This window comes from Bacillus sp. 007/AIA-02/001 (genome assembly GCF_004634455.1).
In the GTDB taxonomy this organism is placed as follows: domain Bacteria; phylum Bacillota; class Bacilli; order Bacillales; family Bacillaceae_G; genus Bacillus_A; species Bacillus_A cereus.
This window is the reverse complement of the sequence record NZ_SEIY01000006.1, coordinates 23543-42429: the sequence shown is the minus strand read 5'-3', so window position 1 is coordinate 42429 and position 18887 is coordinate 23543. Positions and strand designations below refer to the sequence as shown.

Here is an 18887-nt window from a genome sequence, read left to right as displayed (position 1 = left end):
TGGACATTTTCAAGATTGTAATAAATTTTGGGATGATTTAATGTTTGGGAGATGTAGATGTAAGCGCAATGATTTTCACGAGTGTTGTTGCAAAGAGAAACCGAAGTGTGAGTGTGAAAAATGTCATTGTAAAACAAAAGCGAAATGCCATTGTAGGCATGAAGAGGAAGGGTATTAATAATAAAAAAGAGTACGATGCGTACTCTTTTTTTGGGTGATTATATTCCATCTTGAACAGATTTCTTTACAATTACCCATTTGTCTTTCTTTTTAACCGTTATAGCTACATTAGTTCCATTAGATTCCTTATAAAAGATATATCCATTGTTTGAGTTTACATATGTAACTGGTTCACCTATGCAATCTCGCGAGCAGGATTTGTTGACTAGTTCAATTAAGGATAGTTCACTTGGATCGGTTTTACTGGCTTCTATAACAGCATCAAGGCTTGTTTTTCGATAACCTTGCAAGTTTATATGAAAAAGCTGCTCTATTTCTCCTGTAATGCTAGTGTTCATTACTTCTACTGAATTCTTTTTTTCTTGAAGAAAGCCGTTTTCATAAAGTAATTTTGTATAGCCAATCCATGCTATTAACACTAGCATGAAAAACATACCCGTCATTTTAAGTATTCGAAGTCGTTTGCTTATAATTGTTTCTGAGTATTTCATTCACTCTAATCCTCCAATGTTTTTAATTTAAAATATGCTTGGATACATACTTTTAGAAGAGGATGAAAGTTAATGAGTTTTTAATAAAAAAGAAAACATCCAGGGTTAGATGCTTTCTTTTTTGGTATTTTTGGCTATCTGTTAGTTACTTGTTTCATAAGTGGTCTTATTTCTTTAACTGGTGGTTTCTTATCATAGGCATCAACGTAAGAAAAGTAATAGTTTAAGTTTCTTAGAAGACCTTTTCCTATTTTTGCACTTAAGAAAGGAAAGACTTGTCCGGTATAATCATCGAGAGATTTACAGTAATATTTTTCATCTAAATATATACTGTATTTACATGTTAGTTCTACTAAAGGATTCCCTTCATCATCAAATACTTCTTTAGAATCAATAATATCTATTAGTGCAAATTTTTCATTTAAGTAAACTTTCTTTTTTTTCTCGTGTTTATTTGTAAGTATAAAAACGAGACCAATCGCGTTAATCAAACTATTTCCTCCTATAAAAAACGGATATTAATAAAATATATCGATATAAGCTAAATGTAAAGAGGAGAGGTGAAATATCATGGAGAGAAAACTAAATAAGCCGATTGGTGAGAGCTGATAATCAGTGGGGGATGAACAAACCCCTCACTGATTAAAGTTTCACTTTATTGAAATACTTGCGGGAATTGTTTTACGATTGCGTTTGTTATCATGTCAGCCATTTCTAATGCTTCTTTTTCAATTTTATCGTAAAGTTTTACTCCTGCTTCATAATCTTTATTTAGGAAGGCAAGTGCTTCTGCTTTCGTTAGTGCTAAATGTTCATAAAACATTTTTCTAAATTCTTCTTTATCTATATATGGGTTGATTCTGTTAAGGAATTCAATAATTGCGTCACCATTAGCGTACCATTTTTTCTCTATAGCGGCCGCTGCATTTTGATTACCAGCTTTTGCGGCTTTAACAAGATCCGCTGCAATTACTAAGTGATCTTTAATTAATGCACTATATTTTTTCACTGCATCCTCACCGTAAAATGGTTCAAGTGATAGTCCCATATGTGTTGCGTTTTGTAGAAGTCGTCCAACAGTAACATTAACATCTGGTAAATTAAATACTATACTTATAATAGCCAATCTCGTCCAAGCGACGTGTTGTTCCCATAAAGAACGCATATACCCTTTTAAAAAATTCTCATTTTTACTAATTCGGTAGTTCCGTACGGATAAATCATAGTTTACATAAGGGTTATGGTAGGGGGAGTAATACGATTGCCAATAAGAATACATAAATAGTAACACTCCTTTGAACATGTATAACTCAAAGTATGATGAAGATTTATTTTTAGTTACGTGTCCTAGATTATTTTTAGGGAATTTGAAATGGAGAAATTCAATGAATGGTGTTGTGGTATATATGAATAAATTGAATATAAAGTAAAAGAGGGTCTGTAAGGGAAGTTGCAGACCCTCAAAAGGGTATTGCCGAGATGTCGGACTCGACTACGTAATGTTATCATAAAATTCTTTTGAAAAAACCTGGTAAATGTGTCCAAATGAAATTGGGACCTTCATACAGTCAAAGGGACCTGCTTCCCGCGGCAGGCCCCAATAACTAGATAATGTCGATGAGCAAAAAACTCATCTGGAGTACTTTTATAGTAACAAGTAAAATGTGTTTTGTGTATTGAGAAAGAAGAATTGCATAATTATATGTGAACAATTTAAATCCCAACAATTTATGATTATCATTAATTGTTGGGATCTAAATATGGTTATAAAATGGAGAAAAGACTTGGAAGTGAGATCGAGGTACACAGAAGTATGTAATCATGAAAAAGACCTGCTAATATAAGCAGGTCAACTTAAGGGGTTTATCCAACAGATTATTATATATGGTAACAACTGAATTGTAGTAAGTCTATACATTTAATATTGAGAAAAATTCTGTGAATGATATATTTTTTGCACATATATTAACGTCTAAAAAGTTGAGAAAGAAAATTAAAAAGCTTTTTATAAGAGAATAATGGCTGGTACTTATAGTATGATTCATATTTCCACGCATCATTATTAGAGAATTGGAGTTTTTGTGTTTTCGTTTTTGCCTTGATGGAACTCATATTACGATGTTTCATATAGTAACCTCCTGAATTTATATGTATACGATTAGTAGTATTCAAGAAAGGGAAATAAAATGAACATTTAAATTGAAACTCTTTCTTCTTGTGTACTGGATTTACGTTATAAATGTTGTAAAACATATAAAATAATGATGCTAATTCATATTAAATAAGTGAAGAAACATAGAATAATGAAAAAACAATAAGCATCTAATCATCCCTTTCAAGTCGCATAAGTGATTGATATAATAGAAGTAGATGAAAGATAAAGAAAAGCGGGTGACTCTTTTTTGTTTACTAAAGCACAAGAACTTTTAGCGTCCTACTTTGGTTATTCTTCGTTTCGAAGAGGACAAGATGAAACAATTAAAAATGTACTAGATGGGAAAGATACGGTTTGTATTATGCCAACGGGTGGCGGTAAGTCGATTTGTTATCAAATTCCGGCATTAGTATTTGAAGGAACGACGTTGGTTATATCGCCTCTAATATCACTTATGAAGGATCAAGTAGATACATTGGTACAGAATGGCATTTCAGCTACATATATTAATAGTTCTATATCTATTGCAGAAGCAAATCAGCGAATTCAATTAGCGAAACAAGGACATTACAAGTTACTTTATGTGGCGCCTGAGCGTCTTGATTCGATGGAGTTTGTTGATCAACTTATTGATATGAAAATCCCTATGATTGCGATTGATGAAGCACACTGTATTTCACAGTGGGGACATGATTTCCGTCCAAGTTATTTACATATACATCGCATATTAGATTATCTTCCAGAAAAGCCGCTCGTATTAGCATTAACAGCAACAGCAACACCGCAAGTACGTGATGATATTTGTAACACACTTGAAATTAATCAAGAAAATACAATTATGACAACGTTTGAGCGTGAGAACTTATCGTTTTCTGTCATTAAAGGGCAAGATCGAAATGCATATTTGGCGGATTATATTCGTCAAAATCAAAAGGAATCCGGGATTATATATGCAGCTACTAGAAAAGTAGTCGATCAGTTATATGAAGATTTGATGAAGGCAGGTGTTTCTGTATCAAAATATCATGCTGGTATGAGTGATAGTGATCGAAATGAGCAACAAGAACTCTTTTTACGAGATGAAGTAAGTGTAATGGTAGCAACATCTGCATTCGGGATGGGTATTGATAAATCGAATATTCGTTACGTAATTCATTATCAGCTTCCAAAAAATATGGAAAGTTACTATCAAGAAGCAGGACGTGCTGGTCGTGACGGATTAGATAGTACATGTATATTGTTATATTCTTCTCAAGATGTACAAGTACAGCGTTTTTTAATTGATCAATCAACTGGAGAATCACGTTTTTCAAATGAACTTGAAAAATTGCAAAATATGACCGATTACTGTCATACAGAACAATGTTTACAATCATTCATTTTGCAATACTTTGGAGAAGAACCGAAAGAAGATTGTGGACGCTGTGGTAATTGTACAGACAATCGCGAGAGCATCGATGTGACAAGAGAATCACAAATGGTTTTATCATGCATGATTAGAACGAACCAACGCTTTGGAAAGCAAATGATAGCGCAAGTATTAACTGGGTCGAAGAATAAGAAAGTTATTGAATTTAATTTTCATACTTTACCAACGTATGGGCTTTTATCGAACCGTAGTGTAAAAGAGGTCAGTGAGTTTATTGAGTTTTTAATTTCAGACGAGTTAATTGCAGTTGAACATGGCACTTATCCGACGTTAAAAGTAACTGAAAAAGGGAAAGAAGTATTACTTGGTAAAGAGAATGTTTTACGAAAAGAACGAGTAGAGACAAGACAAATTGTTCAAGACCATCCTTTATTTGAAGTGCTTCGTGAAGTACGTAAAGAAATTGCACAAGGAGAAGGTGTACCTCCGTTCGTTATTTTCTCTGACCAAACATTAAAAGATATGTGTGTGAAAATGCCGCAAAATGATTCTGAATTGTTGACGGTAAAAGGTATCGGAGAACACAAACTTGTGAAATATGGCTCGCACTTCTTACAAGCAGTTCAGCATTTTATTGAGGAAAATCCAAATTATGCTGAAACGATTAAGACAGAAGTAGTTTCAGAGCGTAAAAAGTCAGGAAAAGCAACCGCAAATTCTCATTTAGAAACATATGAAATGTATAAACAAGGTATTGATTTGAATGAGATTGCAAAAGAACGTAACTTATCAAGACAAACAATTGAAAACCATTTAATTCGCTGCTATGAGGATGGAATGGAAGTAGATTGGCAAAGCTTTGTTCCAGCAGAGTATGAATCTCTTATTGAAACTGCCGTTCAAAATGCAGAGGGTGGGCTGAAATCTATTAAAGAACAGCTTCCGAATGAAGTGAGTTACTTTATGATTCGTGCTTATTTACAAATAAGAAAGTAGAGACATATAAAGGGGATAAGAATTTATGTATCATGTGTTCGTTTATGGCACATTAAGAAGAGGACAAACGAATGCTCATTATATGCAAGGTGCAACATGCATCGCAGACAGAGCTTGGACATATGGAAAATTATTTGATACGAATGAAGGATATCCGGCCATGACTTATTCGATTGAAGAACAGGTGTATGGAGAAGTTTATGTAGTAAATGATGAGATATTGTGTAAGTTAGATGAACTAGAAGAATATACAGGTAATGCGGAGACTGATTTATATGATCGAATCACGCAAACAGTATATGTTGCTGATAGGGAAATTGAGGCATATGTGTATATCGCTCAGAATAAAAAGATGTTAAAGAAAGTGATAGACTCTGGTGACTGGCTTATGTATCAAAAAATATAATAAGGTAGTTTTAAAAATTGGAAAGCAGATAATGACGAATTCATTATCTGCTTTTTATTGTGTGAATAATTGTCGTTCTCTTTCTATTCTTATAGTTCTTAGTACGATTCCAATTCCGAGAAATAAAACAGTAGCAGCGACCCCGCTAGTAGGATTTAACCAAAAATCACTACTGTTTGTAAGAGTAATAATCCCTGTTATTGTAACTAAAACAGTAGAAACAGCATCCTCGATCGCATGCATGATAACACATGGCCAGACGGATTTTGTAAGTCTATATATTTCAACATACATAATTGACCAACAAACCATAAGGATACAGCCAGATAAAAGCATATTTAATCTTGAGATGGATTCAAAATGTTAAAAATATTCATTCGAAGAGCCTCCTTTACTTTTATTTATCCTACTATTTGTGGGCAGTAAAACGCCCATTGATTAAAGTCTTTAATTTTTACAATATTTGTTAATAGATAAATTAAATAGGAGACAAATAGAAAGTAGTATCTTTTGTATGCATCACTATACTATATGTGTATTTGTGTGATTTTGATGTTGCATATTCTTTTTAAATTAGAAAGATGAAAAGTAAGTTTTTTCGGAAAATTTAAACGAAAACTATTGACTTTATGATTGGGTTTTTAATACAATGATACTTCGACTGAAAAATTAGAACGGACAGGAGGGAATCGTCGAAATGAGCAACATATTTGAAGATGAGTTACAAAAAATGAAGGATACTTTACATACGATGGATGAGCAATTGGATAAGCTTGAAAAAACCCCGGTTTATTATGGAGAAGATTTTAAAGAGCAAATTCTTGAAAGTATGAGGGAGTCTAATAGACAAAACTTACGTATTGGTGTGCAAGAGCCGTACTTTGGAAGGTTAGATTTTCAGGAAGATGGAAAAGAAGAAGTTATGCCGATTTATATCGGAAAAGTAGGGGTTTCGGATATGGACACGATGAAGCCAATCATTATTGATTGGCGGGCGCCTGTCGCAAGTATGTTTTATTCATTTACCGGTGGAGAAGAATTAGCATTTTATCAATCACCAGATGGCTTAGTAGAAGGTGATGTGTATTTAAAACGAAACATTTCCATTCGAAAAAGAGAACTTGAACGTGTTGTTGATACATATGTAAAAGGAAATGAAGATGTATCGCATGCCGATGATTTTCTTCTATATCGATTAGGTGAGAATAAAGATAATAAGCTAAAGGATATTGTTTCAACGATTCAATCGGAACAAAATGATATTATTCGAGCGGAAAGAAATTTACCATTACTTATTCAAGGGGTTGCAGGGAGCGGAAAGACAACAATTGCTTTACATCGCCTTGCTTTTTTAATTTATGAATATCGTGAACAACTAGAAGCAGAAAGAATGATCGTATTTGCGCCGAATAGTCTGTTTTTAGACTACATTTCGAGTGTACTTCCTGAATTAGGTGTAGGGAATATTAGTCAAACAACGTTTCTGGATTGGGCATTACGTACGTTAGATGATTCAGTGAAACTAAAGCAGACAGAAGAAAAATTGAAAGAAGCATTTTCAATTAATCGTGATGAAAAGAAGATAATGCTAGGTAAATTAAAGGGTACGTTGGAATTTAAGACGTTTATTGAAGAGAGAATGATCCAATTTGAAAATGAGTTAGTTCCGACAAAAGATTTTGAGGCGTGGGATAGAGCGATTATTCCAGTAGAAGATATTAAAAAATGGATGCAAGTTGAATATAAACATTATCCTTTACAGAAAAGAAGAGAACGATTAGTAGGACGAATGAAGCGCTGGATTGAAATTGAACTTAAAAAATTCGGGGAAACAAACGAGAAAAAATTACTTAAAAAAGAAGCGACTAAGAGACTGAACGCATATATGAAGTTTTGGCCGAAAATGAGTGCTCTTTCACTGTATAGTTCAATAGTAAAAAGTAAAGAAATACTCGAGGTATTACCTGAAGAACTTGTTAAAGAAACAGAAAAGAGTTGTCGTAAAAAAGAAGTGTATGTAGAAGATTTACCAGCTTTAATATACATACATCATCGTATAACAGGGATTGAAATCGGGCAGAAGTTTCATCACGTTGTTATTGATGAAGCGCAAGATTTTTCGCCTTTCCAAGTTTATGTATTAAAAGAAATTACATTAGGTAATTCTTTCACTATATTAGGTGATTTATCGCAAGCGATTTATGATTACCAAGGAATTGAAGATTGGAATGCTTTTAAGGAAGTATTCCAAGAAACCGGTTATTATGAATTGACAAGAAGTTATCGTTCTACAAAAGAAATTATTGAATTTGCAAATGAAATAATTAAAAATGCAGAAATCCCAGTAGGACTCGCAACACCAGTCTTCCGCAGTGGAGAAGATGTGAAAGTAATTCATGCGGAAAATCAATTTACTGAAATTGTGAAGACGGTAAAACATTTGCAAAATGCAGATGTGAAAACAATTGCGGTAATCGGAAGAACAGAAGATGAATGCCGTGATATATATGTGGAATTAACAAATGCAGGATTAACGGTAAACGTAATTGAAGCAAACCAAAGTAAATATGAAGGTGGTATATCAGTAGTACCTGTCTATTTAGCGAAAGGTTTAGAATTTGATGCGGTGCTTTTAATTGATGTGGATGAAGAACATTACAAAGACACAAAACATGATGCAAAGTTACTATATGTTGGATGTACGAGATCACTTCATGACCTATGGATTTTCCATAGTGGGGAAGCGTCACCTTTAATTAAAGGATTAAAATAAAGTGAAACTATAATCAGTGGGGAGTTTTACTGCAAGCTAATGTGGGATAAATATAAAAAGAGGGTTTCTATTACTGTCTACTTAACAGGGAGATGACTATGAAGACCCTCTTTTTATATTGAAATTAATGTTCAATTTTAAACGAATAAAGCCATTAATATTAAATCTTGATAGCTACCATCCAATTTTACACCCTTTGCTTTTCTACCCTCTTCAAAGAAGCCTAGATTCTTATATAACTGGATTGCACCTAGATTATCTTCCATTACCTCAAGACAAACTTTTTCAATCTTACTGTTATTTTTAGCCCAATTGATTAACGTTTCTAGAAGAGCTCTTCCAATACCATAATTTCGATATTCGGGTAGTATGGTCATCGCAAAAGCCCCTTGATGACTAATTTTTTCTTTGTTTCCGTTCTTAAAATCTATTGCACCGACTAACTTACCATCAACTTCAGCAATAAACTGTACATAATTTGGATTTTCATGATAAGCTTTTAACGTTTTTTGAATAGCATCGATACGCACCTTTTTTACATCCTCAACCGTACTTAGCATGTATGGAGCGTTTATTAAAGCTTTTGAAGCAGAATCTAGTATTCTTTCTGCATCCCGTTCTTTAGCTTCTCTAATTATTATTGTTTTTCCATCCTTAGATTTATAAGTAAAAACATTAGTTGATAAGATACTACACACACCCTTTCGGAATATAATTAGTTGAATTTTTTAACTATCGTGCAATTATTAAGTAAGAAAAAGTCGTATCACCTTTTTCTGCAATCGCTCTACTTCAACTTAATGACGATTATTTCAAATATTTTTAATTTTTACAAGGATTTATTCCGTTATATAGCCCGATTGTTGAATAACATGACTGGCGTTTTTTAAACAACTTTATTATCTCTGTACACGATGAATTAACGACTTGAGCTGTTGTGTAAATAATATACAATGACCTTTTCTAATTTCTTAGTTTGTTCTTTTTCCCGTACACGAACGGCATCTACTGGAATTTGTGTATGTTTTAACCAATCTAGAATAAGGTGTAGTTGTTCTTGTATTTGCCCAATGTTTTGCTCCTTTATGTTCTTATTCTGAATTCTATCAATTAATTGAAGCATATAGGGAAGTTTTTCTATACATTCACTTAAATCTCCGCAATAACCTGAAGGGAATTCATGTGTACCAAATTCTAAAGTATTGATGTAATTAGAAACTAGGTATATCATGGCTTCTTGTTCGGTATCACCACCTAATTCAATCGCTTTTCGAAGGGATTTTTCTAAATCGTCTTCTTTATTGCTAGAGTCCATATAAATTCCTATCCATCTAAAAGGTCTTGAATCAAATGGGTTGTTTTCTGTCCATCTATATAGAATGTCAATTAGAAAACTATTTAGTGAGAAAGTTAAGACCTCATCTTTTTCGTTTAATACATCTAAAATAGTAAACAGCGAAATGGCAAACTCTTCTTGATCTTTTGATTCCCATTTCTTTGCATTTGTAATAAATGTCTCTAAATGTTTAAAAGCTAATTTTCGAAGTCCCGCTTCGCGATGCTGACAGTAACAAATAAAATCATGCCAATGCTCAGTTGTATTCATATGTATAATAATAGTTTGTAATGCAGTGAGAGGTTTATCCATTATAAGCCCCCAATCTATTAAGCACGTGTTGAAAATTTAGTGTTATTATATCATTACATAAATTAAAGTAGGAAGAATTTAAGGTGGATTTTATTGGTCACGGGATCCAATCGATTGGTAATGTAGCGGTTCTAACAGGAGTCATTATTGACTTTGAAGATGAAACGTAAAAAAGTTATTATGTTTATCTGAATATTGAGGGAATACAAGAATTTTATTTATTTAATTTTCAGAAAAAATAGACTAAAACATTAATAAATGGTATAATTTCCTTGTTATTGGAATTAAAATGAAAATATTAGAAGAAAAAGGATAGGGTTGGTTTTAATGGGGGATTCTGATCACAAAGAAACAAAGGCAATATTAAAGTTATGGTTTATTTATATACCACTTGCATTTGGAGAATTTGTCTTTTCGAATATCATAGGTTATTTAAAAAAATAAAGATTTTGTATTTGAAAAACAATTAACCTAATTTAATTGTTTTTTTATTTTTCTCTAATAAACCAAACAAAAATAAAGATTTTGAACAAGATGAAGTTTATGAAGGAAATAACGTTGATTAGGTGCTGAAAACGGGAATTATTCAAGCATGGTAATTCACCGTTTTTATAGCTTCCTATAGTGAGATGTTATGTTCACATCATATGTATACGATATTTGTAACTTAATATAGCATTACTGGAACTTCAAAATTAGTAGTTAAGGTTGTTACCTTATAGAGTGTTATATATAACTTAGCTAAAAAAGCACAAATCATATAATTTGCGCTGTTCATTATCTGTTTTTTGGTAAAAAATTATAGTTTTTGTCACATTAATACTGTACGATACATAGTATAAAACACATACTGTATGACATATAGTAATGGAAATGAGGTGAGTGAATGGATACTTTATTAAATTCGTTAATTACTGAGTTAAGAAGAGGGACATTAACGTTAGCTGTTTTAAGTCAATTAAGAACGCCGCAGTACGGATATTCACTTGTCCAGTTATTAGAGCAATCAGGGGTTACAATTGATCAAAGTACTTTATATCCACTACTTCGCCGATTAGAAAAGCAGGAATTAGTGACGAGTAGTTGGGATAAAACGGAGAGTAGACCTCGTAAGTATTATGTTTTAAGTGATTATGGATTAGAAATATTTTTGCAGTTGAAAAAAGAATGGATAAAGGATTCGAAAGAACTTTATAACTTATTAAAGGAGGAGGAAGAGAATGAATTTAATTGATCTCTATATCCAAGAGGTTGCGAAGAGATTACCTGAAAAAAATCGTGAAGATATTACACTTGAACTAAGGTCAACTATAGATGATATGTTACCTGAAGATTATAATGAGAAAGATGTAAAGAGCGTTCTCGAAAAATTGGGGAGTCCGGTTTCATTGGCTAATGGTTATTTGGATAGACCGATGCATTTAATTGGACCACGTTATTTTGATGTATATACAACGTTGTTAAAAATGATTATACCAATCGCAGCTGTCATTGCACTCATATCAATGGTTGCAGAAAATTTTATAGGCTATAGTGGTGATCAAGCGGTATTAAATGTTATTTTACAATTGATAGGTAAAGGCATTGGGGGAATTTTTGAAGTGGGCCTCCATGTATTTTTCTGGTTGACAGTTGTGTTTGTTATTTTAGAAAGAACAGATAAAGACAAAGGTATCGAGCCGTTGACGACAAGTTTAAAAAAATGGACACCAGATGATTTGAAAAACATCTCGTATATCCCAAAGAAAAAAGCAATCTCGAAGTTTGAAGTTTTTGGAGGTTTAATGTGGACAGCAGTTTGGGCTACACTTTACTTTTATGCGAATTATCTTGTTGGCGTATATAACGGTACGGCAAATGGACTGAAGTTTGTCTCGCCAACTTTTAATCAAGATGTTTTATTGCAGTACTGGCCAATCGTTGTAATTATGATCGTTTTTGAAATATGTATATCCCTTTATAAATTAGTGCAGGGACAATGGACGCAAAGATTGGCGATTGGGAATGCTATTCTTCAAATAGCTGGGACGATAGTATTCATTGTAATTGTAGTAAATCCACATGTATTTAACGCAGGGTTTATTACGTATTTGGCAAATGCATTTACTATTTCCTCAGAGGAGTTTAAAACGTGGCTCATTGGGGGAGGAATTTTCTTCTACATGTTATCTGCTGCAATAAATATATTTGATGGTTTCCGAAAAGCTAGTATTCGTATGTAGATAAAAATCGGAAATTTCGATAAAATAAAACTATTAAAAAGATAGTAAAATAAGGTGAACATGATGAAAGGAAGAAAATAATGATAAGGGAAGCAACGAAAAAAGATTTAGCATACATTTTAGATATTTATAACGATGCGATACTTTATACAACAGCTGTATATGCGTATAAACCTGTAACCCTTGAAAATAGAATAGATTGGTATGAACAAAAAAAGGCTGAAGAGTATCCAATTATCGTATATGAATTAGATAATAAAGTAGTAGGATTTGCGACATTCGGCCCATTTAGAGCGTGGCCTGCTTATAAATATTCAGTTGAACATTCTGTGTATGTAGATAAGGCATATAGAAAAAATGGCATTGGGTCTTCATTAATGAAAGAATTAATCAAAATTGCAAAGGAAAGAGAGTATATGACCTTAATTGCTGGAATTGATGCAGAGAATGAGAAAAGTATTGCCTTGCATCAAAACTATGGATTTGTTCATGCAGGAACAATAAAAAAAGCTGGTTATAAGTTTAATAAATGGCTAGATTTAGCTTTTTATCAGCTGGAACTTAACGGTCCTGAAAATCCTATAGAAGAATAAATATTTTTCGGTAGCAAGAAAAAATTCATGCTACCTTTTTCTTATTTTAATAGCTAATGAAAAGGTTTTTTACATTCAATGTTGAAATATTAGAAGTTAATATAACGATATAAAAAGAGGGATAGAAATGGAAACTGTTATAAATAAAATAAAAGAGGTACAATCTAATTATGTGGGAATGGCAATTTATTCTACAAAAAATAATCGTATAGTTGCTTCGTATAATAGTGAATTAAATATTCCGTTAGCATCAGCAGCAAAATTAGTCATTGGATTTGTAGTAACGCAAATGGTGAAGGAAAATAAACATAATTGGAATGATATACTTCATTACATTAAATTTAATCCACATGAAGATAGTGCGCAGTTATATCCGCATTTACAAGGAAGAACTTCTTTAACACTTAGTCAAGCGGTAGAGGTAATGATTGCTTGTCATGATAGTTACGTTGCACAGTCAGTTGTAATGCACTGTGGTGGATGGGATGCTGTGAAAATGTACGCACAAACGTACTTTTCAAAAATTCATATACAAGAGAATGCTAGAGATGAGAAAAATGTTGGAGAATTAAGTGAAGTTCTTGCCCTTTTCATACAAACCTTTCAAGGTTATAAATCAGAACCAGAATTATGGGAACCAATTATTAGCGGCATGGTAAGACAGCAAGGAGAGTATGAAGAAATTCCATATTATCATATAACTCATATGACAGGTGGATTACTCACAGCTACAATAAATATTGGTATTATAGGAATGTTTAACGAATTTCCACTTCTTTATGTGATTGGGGGAAAAGATTTACCGAATCGCCGTGAAAATAAAGAGGTAGATGAAGCTTTTGCAGTAGTTTTAAAGTACATATACAAAGAATATAGTGAAAGCATGCTAGGAGTGAGCGATTGAAAAGAAACTTAAAGACTTTAACAATCATTATTTTAATTTTAACGATTATTGCTCTTGAAGTTGGAATCGCCCTATATGATCACAATTTGTCATTAGATACAATTTACTTTGCAGCGATCCTTATTTGTATTGTATTGCTTTTTGGCACACGTGTTTCTGAAGAGAAAGAAAGTACATCGAAACGAGGGCGAAGAAAAATAGCTGTTATATTTTGGCCATCTATTTTATTGTCTATCGCTTGTTTTGCAGTTATAAATTACATAAGGGTAGGCTATGTCTCTGTACCAGGGATAATTGGCTTTTCATGCTTTGTTACATATGGTGGATTCGTTTTGATTAGTATTTTAAAGGGGAAAAATAAAATGTAGCTTACTAAGTTGAAAGGAAGCAATGTATATGAAACATATAGAGAACGGTACACGTATTGAAGGAGAATACATTAAAAATAAAGTCATTCAATATAATATGTCCATCTTAACAGATGAAGTAAAACAGCCGATGGAAAAAGTAAGCCTCGTAGTAAAAAATGAAGAAGGAAAAATATTTGGTGGTGTAACAGGTACGATGTATTTTTATCATCTTCATATCGACTTTTTATGGGTTGATAAATCAGTTCGTCATGACGGTTATGGTAGTCAACTGTTACATAAAATTGAAGAAATTGCGAAGGAAAAAGGGTGCAGATTAATATTGCTAGATTCATTTAGTTTTCAAGCGCCAGAATTTTATAAAAAGCACGGTTACCGAGAGTATGGTATCGTTGAAGATCATCCAAAAGGTCATAGTCAGCACTTTTTTGAAAAGAGATTATAATAATATTATGTATACTGATTGATGGGAGAAAGCATATGTACACGTATAAATTGCAACAAGAACAACCAATCTGTGCAGAAAAAATTAAGAAGCTTTATGATTCTGTCGGCTGGTGGCCAGAAAGAAAAGAAGTCGATATTGAAAAAATGTTAAAGAATAGTATAGCCATTGGAGTATGGGAAGAAAATGAATTAGTTGGATTTGCTAGAGTCGTTTCTGATGGTGTTTTTCGAGCATACATTGAAGATGTTGTCGTACATGAGAATGTAAGAAATAAAGGTATTGGAGAGAAAATGCTTACAATATTACTTCGAGAAATATCTCATATTAATATTGTTAGTCTATTTTGCGGAGAGAAGCTAATAAAGTTTTACGGTGAGCAGCAATTTCAAGCAACGAAGCAAATTGTGATGCATCGTAATCAAACAGGGAAAGAATAAGAGGTGCCAATTAAAATGAATGCAACAAGAGCGTACTGTTTATCGAAAAGAAAAGCGACAGAAGATTCTCCAGATGGCTGGAGTGCAACATGTATGAGGCTTAATAATAAAATATTTGCGATAGTAAATCATGAAGAAGGTGAAAAGGCTGCGATTACATTAAAGTGTGATCCAGAAGTCGCATTAAGAATAAGAGAAGATTATCCAGAAACAATTATTCCAGGGTATCATATGAATAAAAAACATTGGAATACCGTTTATATTCATAAGGGTATAGAGCAGGAGCAAATTAATAAAATGATTGATTGGTCGTATGATTTAGTACTACAATCATTTTCAAAGAAAAAGCAGCAGGAGTTAATGGATTAATATGTATTAGGAGTGTGTGTAATGAAAGATTCGATTAAAGATACGTATGATAAATTAGCGAGTACATATAAAGAAAATCTAGATTTCGCAAATCCATATAACAGTTATTATGAAAGACCGGCGATGATGGAGCTTATTCCAAAGGAACTAGAAGGAAAAAAGATATTAGATGCTGGATGTGCAGCTGGATGGTATACTTCTCAATTCATAGGAAGAGGAGCAAATGTTACAGCAATTGATGTAAGTCCTGAAATGGTAAAAGCAGCAAAAGAAAATATAGGAGAAGAAGCGACGTTCCTTTGTCATGATCTGCAAGAAACATTGCCATTTGAAGATAATACGTATGATGTGATTGTAAGTTCATTAACTCTTCATTATATAGAAAATTGGAATCAAGTATTTCAAGAATTTCGTCGTGTATTGAAGCCAGGTGGAGAACTTATTTATTCTATTCATCATCCTTTTATGGATTTCACAAAGTTTCCATGTGAAAATTATTTTGAAAAACAGTTATTAATAGATACTTGGGTTAAACCGAATATTACTATTGAAGTCAAGTTTTTTAGAAGATCATTACAAGACATACTAAATGAAACTACAAATTATTTTGTATTAGAAGAGATAGTGGAACCGAAGGCAATTGAAAAAATGAAAGAAGTAAGCGAAAAATCATATCATTATTTAAATATGAATCCACATTTTCTTATCATAAAAGCAATCAATAAATAGCTAGTAAAATAACTTTGTTTTACTAGCTATTTACAGTTTTACATTACATATTAGGAGACTTTAAAATGAATACGAAACGAAATAGAGTAGTATATGCACTATTTACTATAGTTGTTATTATTTTAGGTCTTAGCTCAAGAAAGTTTGCTTTTGCACTACCACATCTATTAAATGATTATTTAGGTGATGCATTATGGGCATTAATGATTTTCACTGGCTTTGGATTTTTGTTTCCTAAAACAGAGACGAAGAAGTTGGCTTTTATTAGTTTAATGTTTTGCTACGGGATTGAAGCGAGCCAATTGTATCATGCGGAATGGATAGATAGCATTCGTGCAACGACTTTGGGGGGACTCGTGTTGGGATACGGTTTTTTGTGGAGTGATGTAGTGGCTTATACAATTGGTGTTGGAGTGGGAATACTGTGTGAGGTTATTTTTCGGAAGAAATAAGAATTGTAAAAGGGGTATTTGTAAATGGAACAAGCACTGGAAATTGCAAAGCTTTGGTTTCGAAATGAACATGTCACAGCTACTGTAATGCAACCAAAAGTAGCGAAGGTTTTATGCAAGAATAAAGAGTACATTTTAAAGAGAACGGGATCGATAAAGCAACTTCTAGTTGAATTCGATGTTTTGAAGCAACTGTATGAAAAGGGAATTAAAGTACAGAGAGTAGTAAAGACAGAAAATGATGAACAATATGTATTATATAAAGAAAAATATTATTGCTTATATGAGTATGTTGCCGGAAGTGTTTTAGAAATAAAAGATACGAATAAGCTGGAAAGGCTAGCAAGTACAATTGGAGAAGAAATAGCTAATCTGCACAAAGCATTACATTCGGTGAATAGTGACCATGAGTTAATAAAAAGAGATTTATATAAGATGGTATTTGAATGGGCTATACCGATTTTAGAAAAGAATGAGTATGTTCATCGAGAGGTAATTCAAAAGACGGAGCGAATGCACGCAGCTTTCAAGGAAACGGTCCATTCATTACCGAGACAAATTATTCATCGTGATATGCATCTATCGAATGTAATCTTTAAAGATGATAAACTGGAAGGGTTTATAGATTTTGAGATTTTAGAAAATAATGTAAAAATATTTGATTTATGTTATTGCTGTACAAGTGTATTAAGCGAGCTATTTAGTAATGAAAGATTAAGAGGGAAATGGTTACATATCGTTAGCAAAGTCTTTGAAGGTTATTATAAACAAAATGATTTAACGAAAGAAGAACTAAAAGCTATTTGGTATGTTATGCTTTCAATTCAAATTATCTTTATTGCTTATTTTGTCCAGTTACCAGATTTATTAAAGTTAAATGAAGAAATGTTCTTCTGGATTTTTGCTAATAAGGAAGCTATTGAAGAAGTTATAGAATGTATCGTAAAGGTATGAAAAAAATAATATTAATTGGTTCTGGTGGTTCAGGAAAATCTACATTAGCAAGGCAGTTAGGAAATAAATTAAATATTAAGGTGCATCATCTTGATGCATTATTTTGGAAACCGAATTGGGAAGGTGTTCCGAGAGAAGAACAAATAGCAGTTCAAAATAACTTAATTAAAGATGAGAAGTGGATTATTGATGGGAATTATGGCGGGACGATGGATATCAGACTGAATGCAGCTGATACAATTATCTTCCTTGATATTCATAGAACAATTTGTATTTATCGTGCGTTTAAAAGAATTGTAAAATACCGGAATAAAACAAGACCAGATATGGGCGCGGGATGTGAAGAAAGATTTGATTTGCAATTTTTTAAATGGATATGGAAATATCCTAATGCTAAACGACCTACAATTTTAAAAGGGTTAGAGCAATTGTCCGAAGAGAAAAAGGTTATTGTTTTAAAATCTCCAAATGAGGTTCGGAAATTTTTAGAGCACATATAATAATACAATGTGACACAACAATTCTTTTTGGATCTTACCGATTAGTTTAATTAAACTAATCGTTTTTTATTATGAAAAATTTAACGCTTTTTGAAAATTGTATTTTGTAATGAGTATATGACTATAAATTCATATAAAATGAACGTTTGGAGGAATAGAAAATGACTAATGATTTAATTCAAACAATCGATTCATTAATGGTAAATATTCCAGCTGGAGAGGTAGTATTAAGAGATGATCGAATAAAAAAAGAATGGCTAGTACAAATTCAACCATTTCTTCTTGCAAAGTATGCTGTAACAATCGAACTATATGATGCTATTACAAATAGCACATTAAATAATTTTGAAAAAAATCATAAACCAGTTGTAAATATTTCATGGAACGATGCCATTGCGTTTTGTAATGTACTTTCAAAAATAGCGGGATTAAAAGAATATTATTCTATTAGTGATGGTGGTCAAATTGTGAAATGTAATTTAGATTCGAATGGCTACCGATTACCATGTGAGGCAGAGTGGCAATATGCATGTAAAGCAAGTACAACCGGATATACATACGGGAAACTTCATGATATAGCGTGGTATAATGAAAATTCAAATGGAGAGATTCATGACGTTGGCCAAAAAGAACCGAATGCATGGGGACTTTATGATATGCTAGGGAACGTTTGGGAATGGTGTTATGATTTGTATGATGAAACAGTGTACGGATCATACCGCATTTTTCGTGGTGGTAGTTGGGCTGAAACAGCGAGAGGGTGCGGCGCTACTTGTCGTCGTCGAAGCCATCCTACATTTCATATAGATGATCTCGGTTTTAGACTTGCTAGATCAATTTAGTAGGAACATGATACGAACAACTAAGAAAAGAGTATGGAGAGAATCCGTACT

The 18887-nt window shown here is 32.7% G+C and carries 22 protein-coding genes and 1 pseudogene; 17 read left to right on the top strand and 6 right to left on the bottom strand.

What is annotated here, in order from left to right; translation table 11 throughout:
• The first annotated feature begins 44 nt into the window (after window positions 1–44).
• Entirely contained in the window at window positions 45–218 is a 174-nt protein-coding gene (locus ES895_RS29315; protein WP_000503011.1) for a hypothetical protein, read from the top strand.
• Here the strand turns inward: ES895_RS29315 and ES895_RS14725 are convergent, their stop codons facing one another.
• From ES895_RS14725 to ES895_RS14715, 3 genes are all read right to left on the bottom strand, one after another.
• Complete coding sequence (locus ES895_RS14725; protein WP_000877571.1) at window positions 219–671, bottom strand: hypothetical protein; 453 nt, start codon at window positions 669–671, stop codon at window positions 219–221. It abuts the gene before it with no gap.
• A gap of 134 nt (window positions 672–805) precedes the next feature.
• Window positions 806–1162: a hypothetical protein gene (locus tag ES895_RS14720; protein WP_000606231.1), complete on the bottom strand. Its 357-nt coding sequence runs from the start codon at window positions 1160–1162 to the stop codon at window positions 806–808.
• Window positions 1163–1326: 164 nt separating this feature from the next.
• Window positions 1327–1950 carry a hypothetical protein gene (locus tag ES895_RS14715; protein WP_000287725.1) on the bottom strand — a complete coding sequence of 208 codons (624 nt, stop codon included), beginning with the start codon at window positions 1948–1950 and terminating at the stop codon, window positions 1327–1329.
• 1123 nt (window positions 1951–3073) lie between these two features.
• Between ES895_RS14715 and recQ the strand changes: the two genes are divergently transcribed.
• Window positions 3074–5191 carry a DNA helicase RecQ gene (gene recQ, locus ES895_RS14710; protein ID WP_135238446.1) on the top strand — a complete coding sequence of 706 codons (2118 nt, stop codon included), beginning with the start codon at window positions 3074–3076 and terminating at the stop codon, window positions 5189–5191.
• Window positions 5192–5216: 25 nt separating this feature from the next.
• Window positions 5217–5597, top strand: a complete 381-nt coding sequence (locus tag ES895_RS14705; RefSeq protein ID WP_000274915.1) for a gamma-glutamylcyclotransferase family protein — start codon at window positions 5217–5219, stop codon at window positions 5595–5597.
• 54 nt (window positions 5598–5651) lie between these two features.
• Here the strand turns inward: ES895_RS14705 and ES895_RS14700 are convergent.
• Window positions 5652–5960 (bottom strand): annotated as a pseudogene (locus tag ES895_RS14700) (CPBP family intramembrane glutamate endopeptidase); the annotation flags it as partial.
• A gap of 334 nt (window positions 5961–6294) precedes the next feature.
• Here ES895_RS14700 and ES895_RS14695 point away from each other — a divergent pair.
• Window positions 6295–8370, top strand: a complete 2076-nt coding sequence (locus ES895_RS14695; protein ID WP_000065177.1) for a HelD family protein — start codon at window positions 6295–6297, stop codon at window positions 8368–8370.
• 137 nt (window positions 8371–8507) lie between these two features.
• On the opposite strand, the gene ES895_RS14690 is transcribed toward ES895_RS14695, so the two are convergent.
• Both ES895_RS14690 and ES895_RS14685 read right to left on the bottom strand, forming a co-directional pair.
• A complete protein-coding gene (locus ES895_RS14690; RefSeq protein WP_000337114.1) occupies window positions 8508–9068 on the bottom strand; it encodes a GNAT family N-acetyltransferase in 561 nt (186 codons plus the stop codon).
• Between the two features lie 221 nt (window positions 9069–9289).
• A complete protein-coding gene (locus ES895_RS14685) occupies window positions 9290–10018 on the bottom strand; it encodes a hypothetical protein (RefSeq protein WP_097813691.1) in 729 nt (242 codons plus the stop codon).
• A gap of 886 nt (window positions 10019–10904) precedes the next feature.
• On the opposite strand from ES895_RS14685, the gene ES895_RS14680 reads away from it, so the two are divergent.
• The 13 genes from ES895_RS14680 (at window position 10905) to ES895_RS14620 (ending at window position 18836) form a co-directional block, all read left to right on the top strand.
• The gene (locus tag ES895_RS14680; protein ID WP_000380301.1) at window positions 10905–11252 is read left to right on the top strand and encodes a PadR family transcriptional regulator; all 348 of its coding nucleotides are present in this window, start codon (window positions 10905–10907) and stop codon (window positions 11250–11252) included.
• Window positions 11239–12240 (top strand): HAAS signaling domain-containing protein, encoded by a 1002-nt coding sequence (locus ES895_RS14675; RefSeq protein ID WP_001048881.1) that lies wholly within the window; start codon window positions 11239–11241, stop codon window positions 12238–12240. The genes ES895_RS14680 and ES895_RS14675 overlap by 14 nt, the downstream gene beginning before the upstream one ends.
• Before the next feature lie 80 nt (window positions 12241–12320).
• A complete protein-coding gene (locus ES895_RS14670) occupies window positions 12321–12833 on the top strand; it encodes a GNAT family N-acetyltransferase (RefSeq protein ID WP_000617511.1) in 513 nt (170 codons plus the stop codon).
• Between the two features lie 127 nt (window positions 12834–12960).
• Window positions 12961–13737, top strand: coding sequence for a serine hydrolase (locus tag ES895_RS14665; RefSeq protein ID WP_000450752.1), 777 nt, complete (start codon window positions 12961–12963; stop codon window positions 13735–13737).
• A complete protein-coding gene (locus ES895_RS14660) occupies window positions 13734–14105 on the top strand; it encodes a hypothetical protein (RefSeq protein WP_000827981.1) in 372 nt (123 codons plus the stop codon). Before ES895_RS14665 ends, ES895_RS14660 begins: the two co-directional genes overlap by 4 nt.
• A gap of 28 nt (window positions 14106–14133) precedes the next feature.
• Window positions 14134–14550, top strand: coding sequence for a GNAT family N-acetyltransferase (locus ES895_RS14655; RefSeq protein WP_000680418.1), 417 nt, complete (start codon window positions 14134–14136; stop codon window positions 14548–14550).
• 35 nt (window positions 14551–14585) lie between these two features.
• Complete coding sequence (locus tag ES895_RS14650; protein WP_000288970.1) at window positions 14586–14990, top strand: GNAT family N-acetyltransferase; 405 nt, start codon at window positions 14586–14588, stop codon at window positions 14988–14990.
• Between the two features lie 15 nt (window positions 14991–15005).
• A complete protein-coding gene (locus ES895_RS14645) occupies window positions 15006–15359 on the top strand; it encodes an MmcQ/YjbR family DNA-binding protein (protein ID WP_000994622.1) in 354 nt (117 codons plus the stop codon).
• Between the two features lie 21 nt (window positions 15360–15380).
• Window positions 15381–16088 carry a class I SAM-dependent methyltransferase gene (locus tag ES895_RS14640; protein ID WP_000655256.1) on the top strand — a complete coding sequence of 236 codons (708 nt, stop codon included), beginning with the start codon at window positions 15381–15383 and terminating at the stop codon, window positions 16086–16088.
• 65 nt (window positions 16089–16153) lie between these two features.
• Entirely contained in the window at window positions 16154–16540 is a 387-nt protein-coding gene (locus ES895_RS14635) for a ribosomal maturation YjgA family protein (RefSeq protein WP_001093461.1), read from the top strand.
• 24 nt (window positions 16541–16564) lie between these two features.
• On the top strand, window positions 16565–17494 hold the full coding sequence (locus tag ES895_RS14630; protein ID WP_097813689.1) for a phosphotransferase enzyme family protein: 930 nt from the start codon (window positions 16565–16567) through the stop codon (window positions 17492–17494).
• Window positions 17491–17994 (top strand): DNA topology modulation protein, encoded by a 504-nt coding sequence (locus ES895_RS14625; RefSeq protein WP_000720552.1) that lies wholly within the window; start codon window positions 17491–17493, stop codon window positions 17992–17994. Before ES895_RS14630 ends, ES895_RS14625 begins: the two co-directional genes overlap by 4 nt.
• A 161-nt stretch (window positions 17995–18155) precedes the next feature.
• On the top strand, window positions 18156–18836 hold the full coding sequence (locus ES895_RS14620) for a formylglycine-generating enzyme family protein (RefSeq protein ID WP_044584535.1): 681 nt from the start codon (window positions 18156–18158) through the stop codon (window positions 18834–18836).
• Window positions 18837–18887 lie beyond the last annotated feature (51 nt).